The sequence below is a fragment of the Streptococcus sp. 27098_8_134 genome, from assembly GCF_041431675.1.
GTDB lineage: Bacteria > Bacillota > Bacilli > Lactobacillales > Streptococcaceae > Streptococcus > Streptococcus sanguinis_R.
In genome coordinates, this window is sequence record NZ_JAPVYD010000001.1 from 409,495 (window position 1) to 425,343 (window position 15,849).

General features: G+C 41.8%; 19 protein-coding genes. 3 read left to right on the top strand and 16 right to left on the bottom strand.

Going from position 1 to position 15,849, the window contains the following annotated elements; genetic code table 11:
• Positions 1 to 9: 9 nt before the first annotated feature.
• From O3620_RS01865 to typA, 11 genes are all read right to left on the bottom strand, one after another.
• Positions 10 to 795: an RNA-binding protein gene (locus tag O3620_RS01865; protein ID WP_002919448.1), complete on the bottom strand. Its 786-nt coding sequence runs from the start codon at positions 793 to 795 to the stop codon at positions 10 to 12.
• Positions 792 to 1,067: a YggT family protein gene (locus tag O3620_RS01870; RefSeq protein WP_002896162.1), complete on the bottom strand. Its 276-nt coding sequence runs from the start codon at positions 1,065 to 1,067 to the stop codon at positions 792 to 794. The genes O3620_RS01865 and O3620_RS01870 overlap by 4 nt, the downstream gene beginning before the upstream one ends.
• A gap of 5 nt (positions 1,068 to 1,072) precedes the next feature.
• Positions 1,073 to 1,660, bottom strand: coding sequence for a cell division protein SepF (locus O3620_RS01875; RefSeq protein ID WP_002896164.1), 588 nt, complete (start codon positions 1,658 to 1,660; stop codon positions 1,073 to 1,075).
• A 9-nt stretch (positions 1,661 to 1,669) separates the two neighbouring features.
• Entirely contained in the window at positions 1,670 to 2,341 is a 672-nt protein-coding gene (locus O3620_RS01880; RefSeq protein WP_002919449.1) for a YggS family pyridoxal phosphate-dependent enzyme, read from the bottom strand.
• A gap of 8 nt (positions 2,342 to 2,349) precedes the next feature.
• The gene (gene ftsZ, locus O3620_RS01885; RefSeq protein WP_011836648.1) at positions 2,350 to 3,627 is read right to left on the bottom strand and encodes a cell division protein FtsZ; all 1,278 of its coding nucleotides are present in this window, start codon (positions 3,625 to 3,627) and stop codon (positions 2,350 to 2,352) included.
• A gap of 16 nt (positions 3,628 to 3,643) precedes the next feature.
• Positions 3,644 to 5,002 carry a cell division protein FtsA gene (ftsA, locus tag O3620_RS01890; protein WP_371601360.1) on the bottom strand — a complete coding sequence of 453 codons (1,359 nt, stop codon included), beginning with the start codon at positions 5,000 to 5,002 and terminating at the stop codon, positions 3,644 to 3,646.
• A 121-nt stretch (positions 5,003 to 5,123) separates the two neighbouring features.
• The gene (locus tag O3620_RS01895) at positions 5,124 to 6,329 is read right to left on the bottom strand and encodes a cell division protein FtsQ/DivIB (protein WP_002919450.1); all 1,206 of its coding nucleotides are present in this window, start codon (positions 6,327 to 6,329) and stop codon (positions 5,124 to 5,126) included.
• Positions 6,326 to 7,396 (bottom strand): UDP-N-acetylglucosamine--N-acetylmuramyl-(pentapeptide) pyrophosphoryl-undecaprenol N-acetylglucosamine transferase, encoded by a 1,071-nt coding sequence (locus tag O3620_RS01900; RefSeq protein WP_002919451.1) that lies wholly within the window; start codon positions 7,394 to 7,396, stop codon positions 6,326 to 6,328. Before O3620_RS01900 ends, O3620_RS01895 begins: the two co-directional genes overlap by 4 nt.
• A 1-nt stretch (position 7,397) precedes the next feature.
• Positions 7,398 to 8,750 (bottom strand): UDP-N-acetylmuramoyl-L-alanine--D-glutamate ligase, encoded by a 1,353-nt coding sequence (gene murD, locus O3620_RS01905; protein ID WP_032912981.1) that lies wholly within the window; start codon positions 8,748 to 8,750, stop codon positions 7,398 to 7,400.
• Positions 8,751 to 8,980: 230 nt separating this feature from the next.
• The gene (locus O3620_RS01910) at positions 8,981 to 9,250 is read right to left on the bottom strand and encodes a DUF3165 family protein (protein ID WP_002898040.1); all 270 of its coding nucleotides are present in this window, start codon (positions 9,248 to 9,250) and stop codon (positions 8,981 to 8,983) included.
• 23 nt (positions 9,251 to 9,273) lie between these two features.
• A complete protein-coding gene (gene typA, locus O3620_RS01915; RefSeq protein ID WP_002932699.1) occupies positions 9,274 to 11,121 on the bottom strand; it encodes a translational GTPase TypA in 1,848 nt (615 codons plus the stop codon).
• A 180-nt stretch (positions 11,122 to 11,301) separates the two neighbouring features.
• Here typA and O3620_RS01920 point away from each other — a divergent pair, with 180 nt between their 5' ends.
• The gene (locus tag O3620_RS01920; protein ID WP_002919454.1) at positions 11,302 to 12,027 is read left to right on the top strand and encodes a 16S rRNA pseudouridine(516) synthase; all 726 of its coding nucleotides are present in this window, start codon (positions 11,302 to 11,304) and stop codon (positions 12,025 to 12,027) included.
• Between the two features lie 32 nt (positions 12,028 to 12,059).
• Here O3620_RS01920 and O3620_RS01925 read toward each other — a convergent pair whose 3' ends face one another.
• The 4 genes from O3620_RS01925 to O3620_RS01940 form a co-directional block, all read right to left on the bottom strand.
• Positions 12,060 to 12,299, bottom strand: a complete 240-nt coding sequence (locus tag O3620_RS01925) for a DUF4190 domain-containing protein (RefSeq protein WP_002896181.1) — start codon at positions 12,297 to 12,299, stop codon at positions 12,060 to 12,062.
• Between the two features lie 89 nt (positions 12,300 to 12,388).
• Positions 12,389 to 12,769, bottom strand: a complete 381-nt coding sequence (locus O3620_RS01930) for a rhodanese-like domain-containing protein (RefSeq protein ID WP_002904037.1) — start codon at positions 12,767 to 12,769, stop codon at positions 12,389 to 12,391.
• Position 12,770: 1 nt separating this feature from the next.
• Positions 12,771 to 12,989, bottom strand: a complete 219-nt coding sequence (locus O3620_RS01935) for a YqgQ family protein (RefSeq protein WP_002898045.1) — start codon at positions 12,987 to 12,989, stop codon at positions 12,771 to 12,773.
• Between the two features lie 91 nt (positions 12,990 to 13,080).
• Positions 13,081 to 13,596, bottom strand: a complete 516-nt coding sequence (locus O3620_RS01940) for a DNA starvation/stationary phase protection protein (protein ID WP_002900930.1) — start codon at positions 13,594 to 13,596, stop codon at positions 13,081 to 13,083.
• A 166-nt stretch (positions 13,597 to 13,762) separates the two neighbouring features.
• Between O3620_RS01940 and O3620_RS01945 the strand changes: the two genes are divergently transcribed.
• Positions 13,763 to 14,425 (top strand): A24 family peptidase, encoded by a 663-nt coding sequence (locus O3620_RS01945; RefSeq protein ID WP_011836640.1) that lies wholly within the window; start codon positions 13,763 to 13,765, stop codon positions 14,423 to 14,425.
• Here the strand turns inward: O3620_RS01945 and O3620_RS01950 are convergent.
• Positions 14,419 to 14,868, bottom strand: coding sequence for an effector binding domain-containing protein (locus O3620_RS01950; protein WP_011836639.1), 450 nt, complete (start codon positions 14,866 to 14,868; stop codon positions 14,419 to 14,421). The two genes, O3620_RS01945 and O3620_RS01950, sit on opposite strands and share 7 nt — an antisense overlap.
• A 78-nt stretch (positions 14,869 to 14,946) precedes the next feature.
• Here O3620_RS01950 and O3620_RS01955 point away from each other — a divergent pair, with 78 nt between their 5' ends.
• Positions 14,947 to 15,846, top strand: coding sequence for a helix-turn-helix transcriptional regulator (locus O3620_RS01955; RefSeq protein ID WP_371601361.1), 900 nt, complete (start codon positions 14,947 to 14,949; stop codon positions 15,844 to 15,846).
• Positions 15,847 to 15,849 lie beyond the last annotated feature (3 nt).

The following is a 15,849-nucleotide window of genomic DNA, read 5'->3' on the forward strand; positions in this document are numbered from 1 at the left end:
AGTTCCTCCTCATTTACTAGCTAATAATTCAACGGTTAACTTATGTTTTCCATTCTTGGAAAGGCCATTTTCTCTTAAAACCTTAAATCTTCCAAATCGTCTAACGCTAATTAAGTCTTCAAGCCCGACCTGCTGGCTGGGATTGTCATTAACAGCGTAGTTCATTTTCACATGCTTACCAGAAATCAGCTGAGCGGCCTGGCTCCTTGATAACTTAAAGGTACTGGCTACCAACTTGTCCAAGCGAAGGCTAGATGCTAAAATTTCTCTGGTGACAGCCTGCTTCTGCTCTTTCAGCTGCTCTGCAAAGGAAACTTCCTTTAGTCTAACAGGCATCTTTGCTACTTTTGTGACATGATCTATAAAATACTGGGCCAGTCTCTTATCTACAAAGAGCTGAGCGCGGTCTCCAACCACAAGAATATCACCAAAGGTCCGTCTTTCAATCCCTAATTGATTGAGAAGAGTCCCCATAATCTGCGAATGACTGATTTTATAAAATTTGCTTGCATAGGAAATTTCCAGCAAGCTCAATTCAAAATCATCCATATTCAGTTGGTAATAAGAAGGCGCCACAAGAACTCTTGCCAGTTCACTTGGATAATAACCCGAACTAGCAAAGACTTGCACATCATATTGCTTGCCAATATTCTTCAGGATTGAGACCTGATGGGGATTCAGAAAAGACGTTGTTTCAAACGCATAGGTATCTTGAACCCGCTGAAGCAGCTCCAGACTCCTATCAATAAACTCTCGATCCTCATGCGAAAAGTGTTGATATAAATCTTTCATCATAATAACATTAGTAAGACGCTTATTAAATAAAAGACCACACGATTTAAAAGGTTTAAAGCCAGAATTGCAACCCAAACGGTAAAGTCCAGCCCTGCAAACTGCAAGGGAAGACGGCGGAAAAGTTTTAAATACGGTTCTACAATTCGTGTTAGAAACTCTCCGAATTTGGTTTGATAGGCTCCTGGAAACCAAGACAGAAGTGCATAGACAATCAAGGCAATGCTATAAAGATCGAAAAGATTAGAGATGGCACGAATTACAAAATATAACATATCTCTTATCTACTGCGCTTCATATCAAAGTCGAATTCGCTGATTTCAACATCGTTTGGCAGGCGGATATCTTCCACATTTACCACTACATTAATCGGAGTCAGCAAATACATAGTGCTTGCAACTTTTTTCAAATTTCCAGCCAAGACATAACGCGCACCGTCTAGGTAGTCTAAACAGCGACGAGCCTGTACCTCAGTCATATACTGGAAGTCAATCAGGATGCTTTCATTGGCCAAAAGCAGGTCAACAATTTCAGTCGCTTCCTCATATCTCCTCGGATAACGAACATCAATCGTAATCTTCTCATCCGCATTTGCACGGTGCTGAGCCAATTCCTGCTGACGTGCATGCAGTCTGGTAATATTCTCTGTCGAAGATTTCTGTTGTGGCTGTGGTTTAGGCTGTGGCTTGGCCGCAGCAACCGGACGAGGAGCTGGCTTGCTCTCTCTGACTGGCTTAGGCTGAACCAATTCAGGCTTCTGCTTAACAGGCGCTGCAGGTCTGCTGACAGTCTGCTCCTGAACCTCAGTCTCATCTCCATCTTCTGTAAAATAATCTATAAATTTATCAAATCTATCTTTTAATGACATATTTCTTTCCTATTTAAAAAATGCTGTACCGATTCTGACATAGGTCGAGCCATGGGCAATTGCTTCTGGATAATCACGGCTCATTCCCATGCTTAATTCAGAAAAGGGCATATTATTTAACTGTTTCTTTTTTAATTCTTTTTGTAGTTGATGAGCCTTTTCAAAAATTTGGTTCAGCTCCTCATGACTAGCTTCAAACGGAGCCATAGTCATCAATCCCACAATTTGAACATTTTCTAATTTTTCAAGTTCAGGCAGGACAACTTCAAGTTCTTCAATCAAAAAGCCATGCTTGCTCTCTTCTTTAGAAATATTCACCTGCAGGAAACATTTAATCACATGTTCAGCCCGTTTGTCAATCTCCTTGGCCAATTTTACAGAATCTAAAGCGTGAAAGTAATCAACATAGTTAATCACATCCTTGACTTTTCTCCTCTGCAAACTGCCGATCAGGTGCCAGGTCAGATTCTCATCTTTCAGAGCATGGTATTTATCTAGAAATTTATCTACCCGATTTTCTCCGATATGCTGAATACCTGTACGTGCAAGCTCCTGAGTTGTTTCGCAGTCAACATATTTGGTAACTGCAATGATATTTACTGAATCTTTCAAACGATGGGCTTGCTCCGCCGCTTGAGCGACGGATTGAAAGACCAACTCTTTATTATTCTGCAAATTCATGATTTAGATTAACGATTTCTGAAGAATGGAGGTGTTTCCAATTCATCATCATCTTCATTAGTTTCTGCATAGCGTTCCACGCGGGCTGACGAACTTGGTTCAGCCTGACGAACAATCGCTTCGCGGCGAAGATCCCAATCACCAAAGGCTGAACCTTTAGGCGCATCCGTTCTTTGACGGCTTGGAGCAGGAATATCAACCGTTTCGGTCATATCAAAGTTTCGTTCAAACTGTCCTGAGCGAACTTCGCGATTTGGCTCAACTTGCTGCGGACGGCTTGGACTAGTAGGTTGTGGTGTCTGACGAATGCCGCTGACCTTTTCAACCTTGTCCTGACGGACACCAGTAGCTACAACAGTCACGCGGATTTCATCCTTCATGGACTCATCAATCGCAGTACCGAGCCAGATGTTCACACCATGACCTGCTGCTTGGTTGACAATTTCTGAAGCCTCTTCAGCTTCAATCAGAGTCATATCTAGGCCACCAGTAACGTTGACAATTACGTCCTCTGCTCCATCAATGGTTGTTTCTAAAAGAGGTGAGTAGATAGCTTTGCGAGCAGCTTCAATGACACGTTCTTCACCACTACCAACACCAATTCCCATCAAAGCATTACCCTTGTCTGCCATAACTGTTTTCACATCGGCAAAGTCAAGGTTAATCAGTCCTGGGCTGGTAATCAAGTCAGTAATCCCTTGGACACCTTGGCGAAGAACATTATCTGCTTCACTGAGTGCTTCAAGGAGCGGAGTCTTCTTATCTACAATTTCAAGCAAGTTGTTATTTGAGATAATCAAGAGTGTGTCTACATGCTCGCGAAGTTCGTTGATTCCCTCTACCGCAAAAGTTCCACGCTTGCTTCCTTCGAAACCGAAAGGACGTGTAACTACAGCAACAGTCAGAGCACCAACATTTTTGGCGATACGAGCAATCACTGGAGCAGCACCTGTCCCAGATCCACCACCCATACCAGCAGTGATGAAGACCATATCTGCTCCTTGCAGAGCTTCGGTCAGGACTTCTTCGCTTTCTTCAGCTGCCTTACGTCCTACTTCAGGCTGCCCTCCGGCACCAAGTCCGCGAGTCAGCTTAGGACCGAGCTGAATAACTGTTTCAGCTTTGGCACTGCTAAGAGCTTGAACATCTGTATTTGCTGCGATGAATTCAACACCAGCAACACCTTCATCAATCATTCGGTTGATGGCGTTACCGCCACCTCCACCGACACCAATAACTTTAATTACTGCGCCTTGTGCAGCAGCAGCGTCAAATGAAAATGTCATATTCTCTGTATTCTCCTTAATCAAACATTTTGCCAATTAGGTTGCGCATCCGATCTGTAATACCTGTTTTGGGTTCTTGGTTTGGCACATCAGCACTGGCAACTGGAACTTCTTGGACCGGCTCCTCAGGAATCTCATCAGCTGGTTGAGGTTCAAAGCGTGGTACTGACTGAGCAGGACGCTCAAAGGATACAGGTCGATGGCGCAGTTGCTCATCACCATGAACAGCAACCTGAGCCAGCATATCCACATCTGTTAAGTTTCCAGCATACTCTGACAGGCTTATAACATGTGCGAAAGCAGGATTGCGAATGCCGATTTGATTTGGCACATAAAGCTTGACATTCACGCCAAACACTTCCTGAGCCAGCTCAACCACTCCTGGAAGAATAGCTGCTCCACCAATAATCACAATGCCGCCTGGCAACTCGAGGAGATGCCTTCTATCCAAATCGCGTTTGATTTGCTCAAAAATATGTTGGATACGAGCAGAAATAATTTCAGCCAGATACTTTTCAGTTACTTCAACCGGCTCAATCTCTCCAATCACTTCTACTTGGAAAGACTCTGTGCCAGCTTCAGGAACATAAGCAGAACCATAGTTAAACTTGAGACTTTCAGCTAACTTTTGCGAAGTCTTCAAAACCTTGGAGATGTCCTTGGTTACGTAGTCGCCGCCTTCTTGGTATATATTCGTATATTGAAGCTCTTGACCTTTAACAGAAGCCACTGTAGTTTGACCGCCGCCCATATCAATAACAGTTGCACCAAACTCACGTTCCCCTTCGTTCAAGATTGACTTAGTAATTGCCAATGGGGAGATAATTACGTTCTCAAGCTGAACTCCCGCACGCTCCACTGTCTTGCGGAGGTTGTGGAGAATAGTCCGTGGTCCAGTGTAGAGAAGTCCACGCATTTCTAAACGAATCCCCATCATACCACGTGGGTCACGAATCCCTTGGAAACCATCCACTACAAACTCTTCTGGGATGAAAGTAATCACTTCGCGGTCAGGAGTCATACTCTTAGTCAGAGCAGATCTAACAACATTCTCTACATCTGTATCTGTGATTTCCTTAGAATCACTAGTCACAGGAATCATACCCTGAGTTGGCTCAATCTGTAAGAGATTAGCCGGAAGTCCGACATTAACTAAACCAATTGAAATGCCTGCCTTTTCTTCTGCTTGAGAAATAGCTGTCTTAATAGCAGCAGCAGCAGCCTCAATATCAACAATAATTCCATCTTTAACGCCAGCGCTTTTTGCATTGCTGACCCCAATAACATTCATTTCATCGTTGATGTGCTCTGCCACCAACACTTTAATTGAGCTAGTTCCTATATCTAATCCAGTAAAAAAGCCGTCTCTAGCCATTACACCAGTCCTCTCTATCTTCCATGTTTCCGGTCTATACTAATAACGCTAAAAATTAGAGTTACCCAAACTTTATTATAACATAAAGAAACTGAAAATGCGCAGTTTTTCTACATATAATTTAGCGATTTTCGGTATTTACCGGGTTTTCTGTCGAATTTTGCGTCTCTGCAGGTTCTTGTTCCTGACTTTCTGTCACCTGCTCAGCCGCTTGTTCTGTTGGCTGTCCCGTCGATTCCTCTTCTGCTTTCTGCTTTTCTTCATCAGAAGAAGACGACTCGTTTTGAGCTCCTTCAACATAACTAAAAATCCCTGCTTCCATATCTACGACACTAGGTACACCCTCTTCCAGCTGCGATTGGATTCCCTTGTAATATGGCAGTTTCTTAGCAATATGCGAAATTGGTACCAAAATTTTATTGCCATCATGCATTGTCAGCGTAACCAAGTCCGGTGTCACCTTGCTCGGGGTCAGCTGAACTGTCTTAATATTTTTCTTGACCGAAGCCGGTACCTTTTCAATTTGAAGAGCAAATTCTTTAATCAATTTTTTATCTGAAAACTCTATCGAAATATGGGTTTCTGGCAAAGAATCTGCAGCAGTCGGGTCCGAAATAATCTCCCCATTTGTCAGAATAGGATAGTACTGCCCACCCTCATGCAGATAGGCCAGAACACCGTACTCCTTGACCTTTACCTGAAAAGTAATCGGAAACTGATAAGCCATCTCCAGATTGTTAATCCAAGGACTAGAAGCTTTCATATTGCGGATATGATTACCGCCATTGATAAAGGTTGTTAAAGTATAGTCCTTCTCATCAATTTTACTGCTTTTGAGCAGGTCTTCCTGACTGACCATTTGATTCCCTGAAAATTCGATTGTCTTCATGGTCGCCAGTGGCGTCAAAAAATAAACTGACAGGAGAAAAATCAAGCCACTGCCCAGCAAAACTGGCAGTGCTCGATAAATATGAATCCTCGAGATATGCACCTTAGCAGCTTCTTTTTCTGCCTTTTTCTGAAGTTTCTCCAGTTTTTTGCGCTCTTTCTCACTCAATTCAGTCTCTAGCTCAGATTCAGATGATTCATCTTCCAAATATTCTGTTTCTTCCTCTTCATAAGATGAGTCATCTTCTTCCGTCTCTTCAGCTATTTCTCCGCCTTCGATTGAGTCCTCAGCTTCTTTTACTTCCTCTTCTTCCAGCTCCTTTTGTTTACTGGCCTCTTCCTGAGCCTTCTTTTCAAGATATTCTTTATTTCGTTTCTGCCATTCAGAGAGGTGCTCACTTACCTCTTCCTTTGGCTCATCATTGTTTTTCTTGCTCATTTCTTTCCCTTGTCAATATCCGCTTTCAATAAAGCATAAAATTCATCTACAGACTTGATTTCCTGAGAATTTTTCATAGCTTGATGATAAGAAGCTTGGTTAGCCAAAAGGTCATCAAGAGCTGCCTGTAAATGGCTCATATCCAGCTGTTCCTCTGCCAATTGCTTGGCATATCCCTTTTTCACAAAATAATCCGCATTTTCAATCTGATCGCCGCGGCTGGCTTCGCGTCCCAGAGGAACGATAATATGAAGCTTAGCCATAGCCAAGAGTTCAAAGATTGTATTGGAACCGCCTCGGGTCACCACCACATCTGCCAAGTCCATCAAAGGCTGGTAGAGGTCAGTCACATAGGCTCTGCGAAAGAGACGTTCAGACAGAACATCCAAACTTGCATCGCCTGTCAGATTGATAACGTTATAACGTTCGGTCAGCGCAGCTTGATTCTGGCTGACAAAGTCATTAAAGACCTTAGCACCAGCAGAACCACCGACAAAAAGCAGGGTGGGCAGCTCTTTGTCAAAATACTGACGGATTTCTTCTAACTCCTGCGGTAGGACTGACTCTTGACTGCCGACCTTGGTCACAGCTCCGACATGCTCAATCTTGTTCAGACTGGAAGGTTGCTCAAAGGTCGCATACATCTTGGTCGCACACTTATAGGCGATTTTATTGGCCAAGCCAATGGATAGATCCGACTCATGAACATAGACAGGCACTCCGGACAGTCGAGCTGCAATCACGGGCGGAACGGATACAAATCCTCCCTTAGAAAAGAGGGCCTGCGGCCGTACCTTGAGCATAATACCCAGCGACTGGAAAATTCCCCAAACGACCTTAAAGCCATCCAACAGATTCTGCCAAGAAAAGTAGCGACGAAGCTTACCCGTAGCTACCGAATGGAAGGTCACGTCCAATCCAGACTTTTGGATTTCCTGATACTCAATACCATGCTTATCACCAATATAGTGGACCTGCCAGCCTTCTTTGATAAATTTTGGAATCAGGAGAAGGTTGAGGGTTACATGCCCGACCGTTCCTCCACCTGTAAATACAATCTTCTTCATCTTAACCTTTTAATTCTTCAAATGCAGCGAGAAACTCATCGCCACGGACTTCAAAATTACTATACATATCCCAGCTGGCATTGGCAGGACTAAGCAAGACAATGTCTCCTGGCTCCGCTTGCGCAAAGGCCTTATGAGCTGCATCCCGGACATCAGTCGCATCTAGATAAGAAACACCAGCCTGATCAGCTGCCCTCTTTACACGCGGAGCTGATTGTCCTAAGATAACCATTTTCTTGAGCCCTTTGAGGTCAGGCACCAACTCGTCAAATTCATTGCCACGGTCCAAGCCGCCTGCAATCAGAATCACCTTGCTATTGTCAAAACCAGATAGGGCTTTCTGGGTTGCCAAGATATTGGTAGACTTACTGTCGTTGTAAAAGGCAACCTCATTTACCTGCCCCACATACTGGAGACGGTGCTTAACACCCCCAAAAGCTGACAAGACTTCTTTAATCGTCTGATTGTCAATACCACGAAGCTTGGCTACTGCAATCGTAGCCAGAGCATTTTCGACATTGTGGCTGCCAGGAACGCCGATTTCAGCCGCCTGCATAATCGCTTCTCCACGGAAGGTCAAGACATCACCCTCTAAATAGGCACCATCCACCTTTTCAGTCGTTGAAAAAGGCATAACAGTAGCCTGAGTCTGGCTAGCCATTTCCTTGGCCCAGTCTTGATTGAAATTCAAAACCAGATAATCATCAGCTGTCATGTTTTTCTGGATATTCCACTTAGCAGCTGCATATTCCTCAACAGAGCCGTGATAATCCAAATGAGTCGGCATGAGGTTGGTAATAACAGCGATTTGCGGATGAAAATCTTCAATCCCTATCAACTGGAAGGAAGACAGTTCCATGACCAACGTATCTTTGCTGCTGGCTGTTTGGGCTACCTGACTAGCAGGAAAGCCGATATTACCAGACAAGAGACCATTTTGACCACCAGCTGTCAAGACTTGCGCAATCATGGTTGTGGTCGTCGTTTTGCCATTTGAACCCGTAATACCAATAATCGGCGCTTCTGAAATGAGATAAGCCAACTCTACTTCAGTGATAACAGGAATCTTCTTTTCAAGAGCTCGAACGACCATAGCATTGTCATAAGGAATACCTGGATTTTTCACCATTAGTTCAAAATCTTCGTCCAGCAACTCCAAGGGATGACCTCCTGTCACCACTTTAATACCTTCTTCTAGCAAAGATTGGGCAGCAGGATTTTCCTCGAAAGGTTTACCGTCATTAACCGTCACGATGGCTCCTAATTTATCTAAAAGGCGAGCTGCTGACTCACCCGACTTGGCCAATCCCAGGACCAAGACCTTCTTATTGGCAAAATTTGCTATTTTTTTCATAAGCAACCTCTTCCATTCATACTTCACTCTATTTTACCTTTTTTTGTGAAAATAAAAAAGACATAGGAGTCTTTTATTTTCGACTGTAAGCAAGTTTTGAAAAAAATGATATGTTTTCATCTATTTGAAATATTTTGTAACATAAACCTATTGTTTTTGTAAAAATATAAATTAACAAAAAAGCAAGATCTCAAAACATCTATCCGACCTTCTAAGTTCTTGCTCATTTATTATTCTTCATCAAAATTCTTTTTTGATTTTTTAGGCGGCTTGAGACGATTAATATCCCGCAAAGCCAAGACGGTCACTACGGATAGGCCGAAACCTACAAAATATTCAGCCGGCAACTGGAAAATTTTAAAAATGCCTAAGCCAAATAAGATAATCAAGGCCACAATCAGTAAAACCATAGTCACAGCATTAACAGTCCCTTTAATACTGGATGGAACAGCAAAAATGTAGAAAAAGAGGATTAAAATCCCAATGATAAGATAAACCATCTTGCTGCTCCTTTCCCTTTTGCTTATTCAGCTGCAGCTGATTTTTTCTTTTTATTGGCTTTTTCGCGTTCTTGTTTGTTCAAAATTTGCTTACGCAGACGAATAGATTCTGGCGTTACTTCCATGTATTCATCGTCATTCAAGAATTCCAAAGATTCTTCCAAGGTCAAGATACGAGGTGTCTTGATAACTGCTGTCTGATCCTTGGTTGCAGAACGAACGTTGGTCATCTGCTTAGCCTTGGTGATATTAACAGTTAAGTCATTCTCACGAGAGTTTTCGCCGATGATCATTCCTTCGTAAACCTCAGTACCTGGGTTGACAAAGATAGTTCCGCGCTCTTCGATAGACATGATAGAGTAGGTTGTAGCCTTACCAGCATCGATAGATACTAGAGCACCACGGTGACGGCCTCCGATTTCACCTGGGATGAGTGGCAAGTATTGATCAAAGGTATGGTTCATAATCCCGTAACCACGAGTCATGGATAAGAACTCTGTAGAGTAACCAATCAATCCACGCGCTGGAACTAGGAAGACCAAACGAGTTTGACCATTACCAGTTGAAATCATATCCAACATTTCACCCTTACGTTCAGAAAGACTTTGGATAACAGATCCTTGGTATTCTTCTGGAGTATCGATTTGGACGCGCTCAAATGGCTCGCACTTAACGCCATCGATTTCTTTTACGATAACTTCTGGACGAGATACTTGCAACTCATATCCTTCACGACGCATGGTTTCGATCAGGATTGACAAGTGCAATTCGCCACGACCTGAAACGGTCCACTTATCTGGTGAATCTGTTGGATCAACACGAAGGGATACGTCTGTTTGCAGTTCAGCTTGCAAGCGTTCTTCAACCTTACGAGAAGTTACCCATTTCCCTTCGCGACCAGCAAATGGTGAGTTGTTTACCAAGAAGGTCATTTGAAGTGTTGGTTCATCGATGTGAAGGATTGGAAGAGGTTCAATGGCATCTGTTGGAGTAATCGTTTCACCAACAAAGATATCTTCCATACCTGAAACAGCAATCAAGTCACCTGCTTTGGCTTCATTGATTTCACGACGTTCCAAACCAAAGAAACCAAAGAGTTTTGTGACACGGAAGTTCTTGGTGGTGCCATCTAGTTTAGAAAGGGTAACTTGGTCCCCAACCTTAACAGTACCACGGAAGACACGCCCGATACCGATACGACCTACGAAGTCATTGTAGTCCAAGAGTGAGACTTGGAACTGCAAAGGCTCATCTGAGTTGTCCACTGGAGCAGGGATATGGTCGATAATGGTATCAAAGATTGGTGCCATTGTTTTTTCTTGATCAGCTGGATCGTCTGACAATGAAGAAGTTCCGTTGATAGCTGAAGCATAAACAACTGGGAAATCAAGCTGATCATCATCTGCACCAAGCTCGATAAAGAGTTCCAAAACTTCGTCCACTACTTCTGCTGGGCGAGCTGATGGTTTGTCGATTTTGTTGACAACAACAATTGGGACAAGGTCTTGTTCCAGAGCTTTTTTCAATACGAAACGAGTTTGTGGCATGGTTCCTTCGTAGGCATCTACCACCAAAACAACACCGTCAACCATTTTCATGATACGCTCAACTTCTCCACCGAAGTCCGCGTGTCCTGGTGTGTCCATGATATTGATACGAGTTCCATTGTAAGCAACGGCTGTATTTTTAGCAAGGATCGTAATACCGCGCTCTTTTTCGATATCGTTTGAGTCCATAGCACGCTCTGCCAACTCTGTACGAGCATCAAGAGTTTCAGACTGCTTCAATAATTCGTCAACGAGGGTTGTTTTCCCGTGGTCAACGTGGGCGATAATCGCAATGTTACGGATATCTTCTCTTAATTTTGTCATGATTTCCTCTGAATTTTTAAATTTTATTTCTAACTGAACAATTATACCACAGACGCAGGCAAAAAACACGGCTTTGATAAGTGTAAATGTTTTCATTAAAAAATATGGGAGCTCCATGAGGATTTGCATTTCCCATCCTGAAAATTTATGATATGATTTAGAAAAAAATAAGGAAAACAGATGCGCATCGACCAACTGCTGGCTGCCAATCATATCAGCCGAAAAAAGATGAAACAAAGCCTTTTACAAAAACAGATTTTAGTGGATGGTAAGCCCGCCTGCAAACTCAGCCAAAACGTTGATACTGGCCTGCAGCAGATTAATTTTCAAGGAAAGCATGTCAGCGGCCCTGCCCACCGTTACTACATGCTGAATAAACCCGCAGGTGCTGTCACTGCCAATCGTGACGCTGAAAAATTGACCGTTCTGGATTTGCTGGACAAGGAGATAGAGAAAGAAAATCTTTACTCTATCGGACGGCTGGATAGAGATACCGAAGGCCTTCTTCTGATTACCGACAATGGTCCTTTGGGATTTCAGCTGCTGCACCCTCAATATCATGTCGAAAAAACTTACTATGTAGAAGTCAATGGACCTTTGACCCCTCAGGACAAAATTGCCTTTCAAGAAGGCATTCGCTTTTTAGACGGTACCATCTGTCAGCCTGCCCAGCTTTCTATCCTCTCTACCAGCTCCAGTCTGAGCCGTGCTACCGTCAAGATTTCCGAGGGGAAATTCCACCAGATTAAAAAGATGTTTCTGGCAATTGGTGTCAAGGTCACCTATCTCAAGCGAATTCAATTCGGAGATTTTACATTAGACCCAGATCTAGCAAAAGGCGATTACCGTGCTTTGAACCAAGAAGAATTAGGGATTATTAAAAAACATTTAGAGAAAAGTCGGTAAAACAAAAAAGCTTTAAAAATAAAGCTTTTTTGTTAGTAGCCTGCTCCGTTCATAAGTACCATGACATTTAGAATCCAAACAATTACGGAAATTACAATCCCTACGATACCCAGAATTTTTTCTGTTTTATAGTCTAATTTAGACTCTTTTTGATGTGAATTAGCCAACACCAAACCTATAATACCCAAAATAAGACCTACCAATGGAATGAAAAAACCAAAGATGATAGATAGGATACCTAAAACAAGAGAGGATTTTTTCTTTTCTTGCATGTTCTAAAAACTCCTTAAAATTAATATTAATTTATTATAACATAAGAAACCAGCTTTGTATATATAATGCGACAAATTTTTGATTTATGTTAACTTGCCTTCACCTTACCGTTCCAAGAATCCAACCCATAAGAAAGAATATAGATTTCTTTAAATCCTTGTTTTTTCAGATACAGAGCCGCATTGGTCACGCGCTGACCACGACTATTTTCATAGAGGAGAACAGCCTTGTCCTTACGAAGTGCACCGACACTATCCTTGAGCTGCTGAGATGGAATATTGCGAGCGCCTAAGATATGCTTCCGGTGAAAATCTGATGGATCCCGCAGATCAACCAACTGACCTTGGCGAATCAAGCCTTCAAATTCTCCGTTATCCACGATTTTTGCTGCCTGACGAAGGCGCAAATAATTAAAGCCCATCCAGCCAATTATTCCTAAAAGTACCGCCCACAAAATCCAAATTGTCATCTCAAGTCTCCTTTTTCTTTTCTAAATATTCTAACTCTAAGCGATGTTCTCGTCGCAAGACTGCCTCCGCCTCAAAATAAGCTAGCTTATCCATTAGACCGGCATCGTAAATCCTCTTCAGCTCAATTTTCATCATCTCAATATCGTAAAGGCGCTTGCCCATATAGATAATGATTCCGAAACTTTTAAGAAATTGCTGAACATCATACAGGGTTTTCATGAGCTATATTTTATCAGATTTTCCAGCGCTTTTCAAGATGAAAAAACAGAAAGGAAAGCCTGTTTCCTTTCTGTTTGGCATGGATAACTTTTTATAAACCTGGTGCTTGACCAATTTCAGCTGTCAGCATCCAGATAGTCTTTTCTAGGTCAGCCTTGGCACCGACAAAGATATCATTGGTTACATCGTCCCCCTCTTCGTCTGTTACATCCAAAGCTTCTTGGTAAAGACTTGTCAGATAACGGAAAATCTCAATCACACGCGCCAGACTTTCTTCTACATTCTTGCTGAATTCACCAGCTTTTTCTTCAATCTTGCTGTGTTGGATAAACTCGGTCAACGTAGAATAAGGCTTGCCTCCCAATGTAATCAAGCGTTCGCTGACTTCATCCAAAGTTGTATCCAAAGTTTCCATGTATTCATCCATTTTTGGATGCCAAACCATGAAGCCTGCGCCACGCATATACCAGTGAACTTGGTGAAGAGCGATATGAGCTGTATAAAGGTCTGCCACTACTTGGTTAAGAATAGCCTTAGTCTTTGGCAAAGCCTTTTGATTGCTGAAAGTTGCTACGTCAGTTGCTGCACCATTTTTTACTTGTGTCATTGTATTTACCTCGTTTTTATTTATAATGATTCTAATCTTTTTAGATTATGGTTTAATTATAATGCTTCTAAATAAGAAAGTCAAGACAAAAGATTCAAAAAAAGACTTTATTAGAAAAGTTGCAAAATTTCAGAATTTTTCTGTTTAAATTTACGAATAAATAAGTATGATTCATCTATACTTATTTATTATTGGCACTGTCTTTGCCTCATTCCTAGGCTTGGTCATAGACCGCTTTCCAGAGCAGTCTATCATCACCCCAGCTAGTCATTGCAATGCCTGCGGGAAAAGGTTGGCACCGCGTGATTTGATTCCTATTTTTTCCCAAGTCATGAACCGGCTTCGTTGCCGCTTCTGCGGAGACAAGATTCCCTTACGCTATTTATTTTTTGAATCTATCTTGGGCGGTCTTTTTCTGGCATCCTCACTTGGTACGATTTCCATCAGTCAACTCCTACTACTCACCATGGGCTTGACCCTAGCCATCTATGATCAAAGAGAGCAGCAATATCCCCTGATGGTCTGGTTGGTTTTTCATCTCTTGCTGATAGTGACAGCGAGCATCAACCTTCTCATGCTCTTCTTTTTAGCCCTAGGACTTCTGGCCTTCTTTTGTAATCTTCGTATTGGAGCTGGCGACTTTCTATTCCTTGCTTCCTGCTCAGCCATTTTCAGTCTGACGGAAATTCTCATTCTTATCCAAATCGCTAGCTTCGCTGGTCTCGCCTGTTTTTGCTTTAAAAAGAAAAAAGACAGGCTGGCATTTGTACCCTGTCTTTTGTTTGGTGTGGTGGTGATTATTTCTTATAAATCCCTACTCTTTTACTGAACTGGAACCCAAAGCTCAACTTCTGCATCCATAGGATTCCCGTTTAAAAGTATTTCTAAGATAATTCCATCTTGGTAAAGGGAACTGCTTTCTTCCTCAAAAAAATTATCCTCCAATTGGTCAAACAGGAGTCTTGATTTATCACCACTGGCTGAACTTACTAAATAATCTTTCTCTGGGACGAGAATGCTTTCGTAGTCTGCCACAGCATTCTTTGCCGCAACTCCTGCGTAGTATTGAATACCATCTTTATGAGGAACAATCAAAGCATAGCCTTTTTTGTCTAGAGAATGGGGCATCAATTTCCCCAGCATTCCTTCTTTAAATAACTGAGCGTAGAACGCTGTCTTCTCTTTAGAATAGTGCTGTTCATGAACCGTAGTTCCTTCTATCAAAATACTCCTGCCAATCAGGGTAAACGATGGTTTGGTTTGATGTTTCATTATATGAACTCCTTTCTTTATGGTATAATCATAACAAAAGTAATATGACATCTATCTGTCATATTTAAGGAGAAAATCATGAAAATTGACCGTCAAATGGGAATCATTTCTCATTTAGTAAATCAACGAAAAACAACAGCTAAAGAACTATCAGAACTTTTTAAAGTCAGCACCCGAACTATTATGAGAGATATTGATGATTTATCTCTTGCAGGCATTCCTCTCTATGTAATGAAAGGAAAAAACGGAGGAATTTTTCTTATGGAAGACTTTCAAACTGATAAACCTCCCTTGACTCAATCCGAACGACTTTCAATCGAATCCGGTTTAAAAAGTCGCTATCAAGTATTGGAAGATATCTCTACTTTCAATGCTATATTGAAATTAAATGCTACCAATACATACTCTGATTTCGAAATTGATTTGTCTCTATCTCAAGGGAACTTGGAAATACGAACTTTGATTTTTAAGTTATTGGAAGCTATCAGAGGTAGAGTAAAAATAAAATTTTCCTATATTAATTCACAAGGACTGGTGAGTCAAAAAAATTGTGAGCCTTACCGTATTGTCTATAAGGACCGGAGTTGGTATATGGATGCCTACGATACTGATAAAGCGCGTTTTTCTGTTTTTAAAGTTGCTAGAATTAGTGAACTTACTCTCTCTGATACTTTTTCAAAAAGACATTTTACACCACTTCCCTATGATGGTGGTACATGGATGAATGAAAACAAAGTACCTGTCATCCTACATGTCCAGAAAATTGTCCTTGATCGATTTGTGGAACTCTTAGGCTATAATGCCATAAAACCTATTAATAGCAATATTTACGAGATTACTTATCCTTTAAACGACAATGATTGGGGATACAATACCTTGCTTGCTTTTGGAAAATACATCACTGTTATATCTCCTAAGCATTTCTTGAAACATTTCACTAGCTATATAGATACCATTCATAAGCAATATCCAAACTAATAT

Excerpts from the sequence above, each read along its gene's own strand:
- O3620_RS01865 (WP_002919448.1), bottom strand. The coding sequence starts at position 795 with ATGATGAAAGATTTATATCAACACTTTTCGCATGAGGATCGAGAGTTT.
- O3620_RS01870 (WP_002896162.1), bottom strand. The coding sequence starts at position 1,067 with ATGTTATATTTTGTAATTCGTGCCATCTCTAATCTTTTCGATCTTTAT.
- O3620_RS01875 (WP_002896164.1), bottom strand. The coding sequence starts at position 1,660 with ATGTCATTAAAAGATAGATTTGATAAATTTATAGATTATTTTACAGAA.
- O3620_RS01880 (WP_002919449.1), bottom strand. The coding sequence starts at position 2,341 with ATGAATTTGCAGAATAATAAAGAGTTGGTCTTTCAATCCGTCGCTCAA.
- ftsZ (WP_011836648.1), bottom strand. The coding sequence starts at position 3,627 with ATGACATTTTCATTTGACGCTGCTGCTGCACAAGGCGCAGTAATTAAA.
- ftsA (WP_371601360.1), bottom strand. The coding sequence starts at position 5,002 with ATGGCTAGAGACGGCTTTTTTACTGGATTAGATATAGGAACTAGCTCA.
- O3620_RS01895 (WP_002919450.1), bottom strand. The coding sequence starts at position 6,329 with ATGAGCAAGAAAAACAATGATGAGCCAAAGGAAGAGGTAAGTGAGCAC.
- O3620_RS01900 (WP_002919451.1), bottom strand. The coding sequence starts at position 7,396 with ATGAAGAAGATTGTATTTACAGGTGGAGGAACGGTCGGGCATGTAACC.
- murD (WP_032912981.1), bottom strand. The coding sequence starts at position 8,750 with ATGAAAAAAATAGCAAATTTTGCCAATAAGAAGGTCTTGGTCCTGGGA.
- O3620_RS01910 (WP_002898040.1), bottom strand. The coding sequence starts at position 9,250 with ATGGTTTATCTTATCATTGGGATTTTAATCCTCTTTTTCTACATTTTT.
- typA (WP_002932699.1), bottom strand. The coding sequence starts at position 11,121 with ATGACAAAATTAAGAGAAGATATCCGTAACATTGCGATTATCGCCCAC.
- O3620_RS01920 (WP_002919454.1), top strand. The coding sequence starts at position 11,302 with ATGCGCATCGACCAACTGCTGGCTGCCAATCATATCAGCCGAAAAAAG.
- O3620_RS01925 (WP_002896181.1), bottom strand. The coding sequence starts at position 12,299 with ATGCAAGAAAAGAAAAAATCCTCTCTTGTTTTAGGTATCCTATCTATC.
- O3620_RS01930 (WP_002904037.1), bottom strand. The coding sequence starts at position 12,769 with ATGACAATTTGGATTTTGTGGGCGGTACTTTTAGGAATAATTGGCTGG.
- O3620_RS01935 (WP_002898045.1), bottom strand. The coding sequence starts at position 12,989 with ATGAAAACCCTGTATGATGTTCAGCAATTTCTTAAAAGTTTCGGAATC.
- O3620_RS01940 (WP_002900930.1), bottom strand. The coding sequence starts at position 13,596 with ATGACACAAGTAAAAAATGGTGCAGCAACTGACGTAGCAACTTTCAGC.
- O3620_RS01945 (WP_011836640.1), top strand. The coding sequence starts at position 13,763 with ATGATTCATCTATACTTATTTATTATTGGCACTGTCTTTGCCTCATTC.
- O3620_RS01950 (WP_011836639.1), bottom strand. The coding sequence starts at position 14,868 with ATGAAACATCAAACCAAACCATCGTTTACCCTGATTGGCAGGAGTATT.
- O3620_RS01955 (WP_371601361.1), top strand. The coding sequence starts at position 14,947 with ATGAAAATTGACCGTCAAATGGGAATCATTTCTCATTTAGTAAATCAA.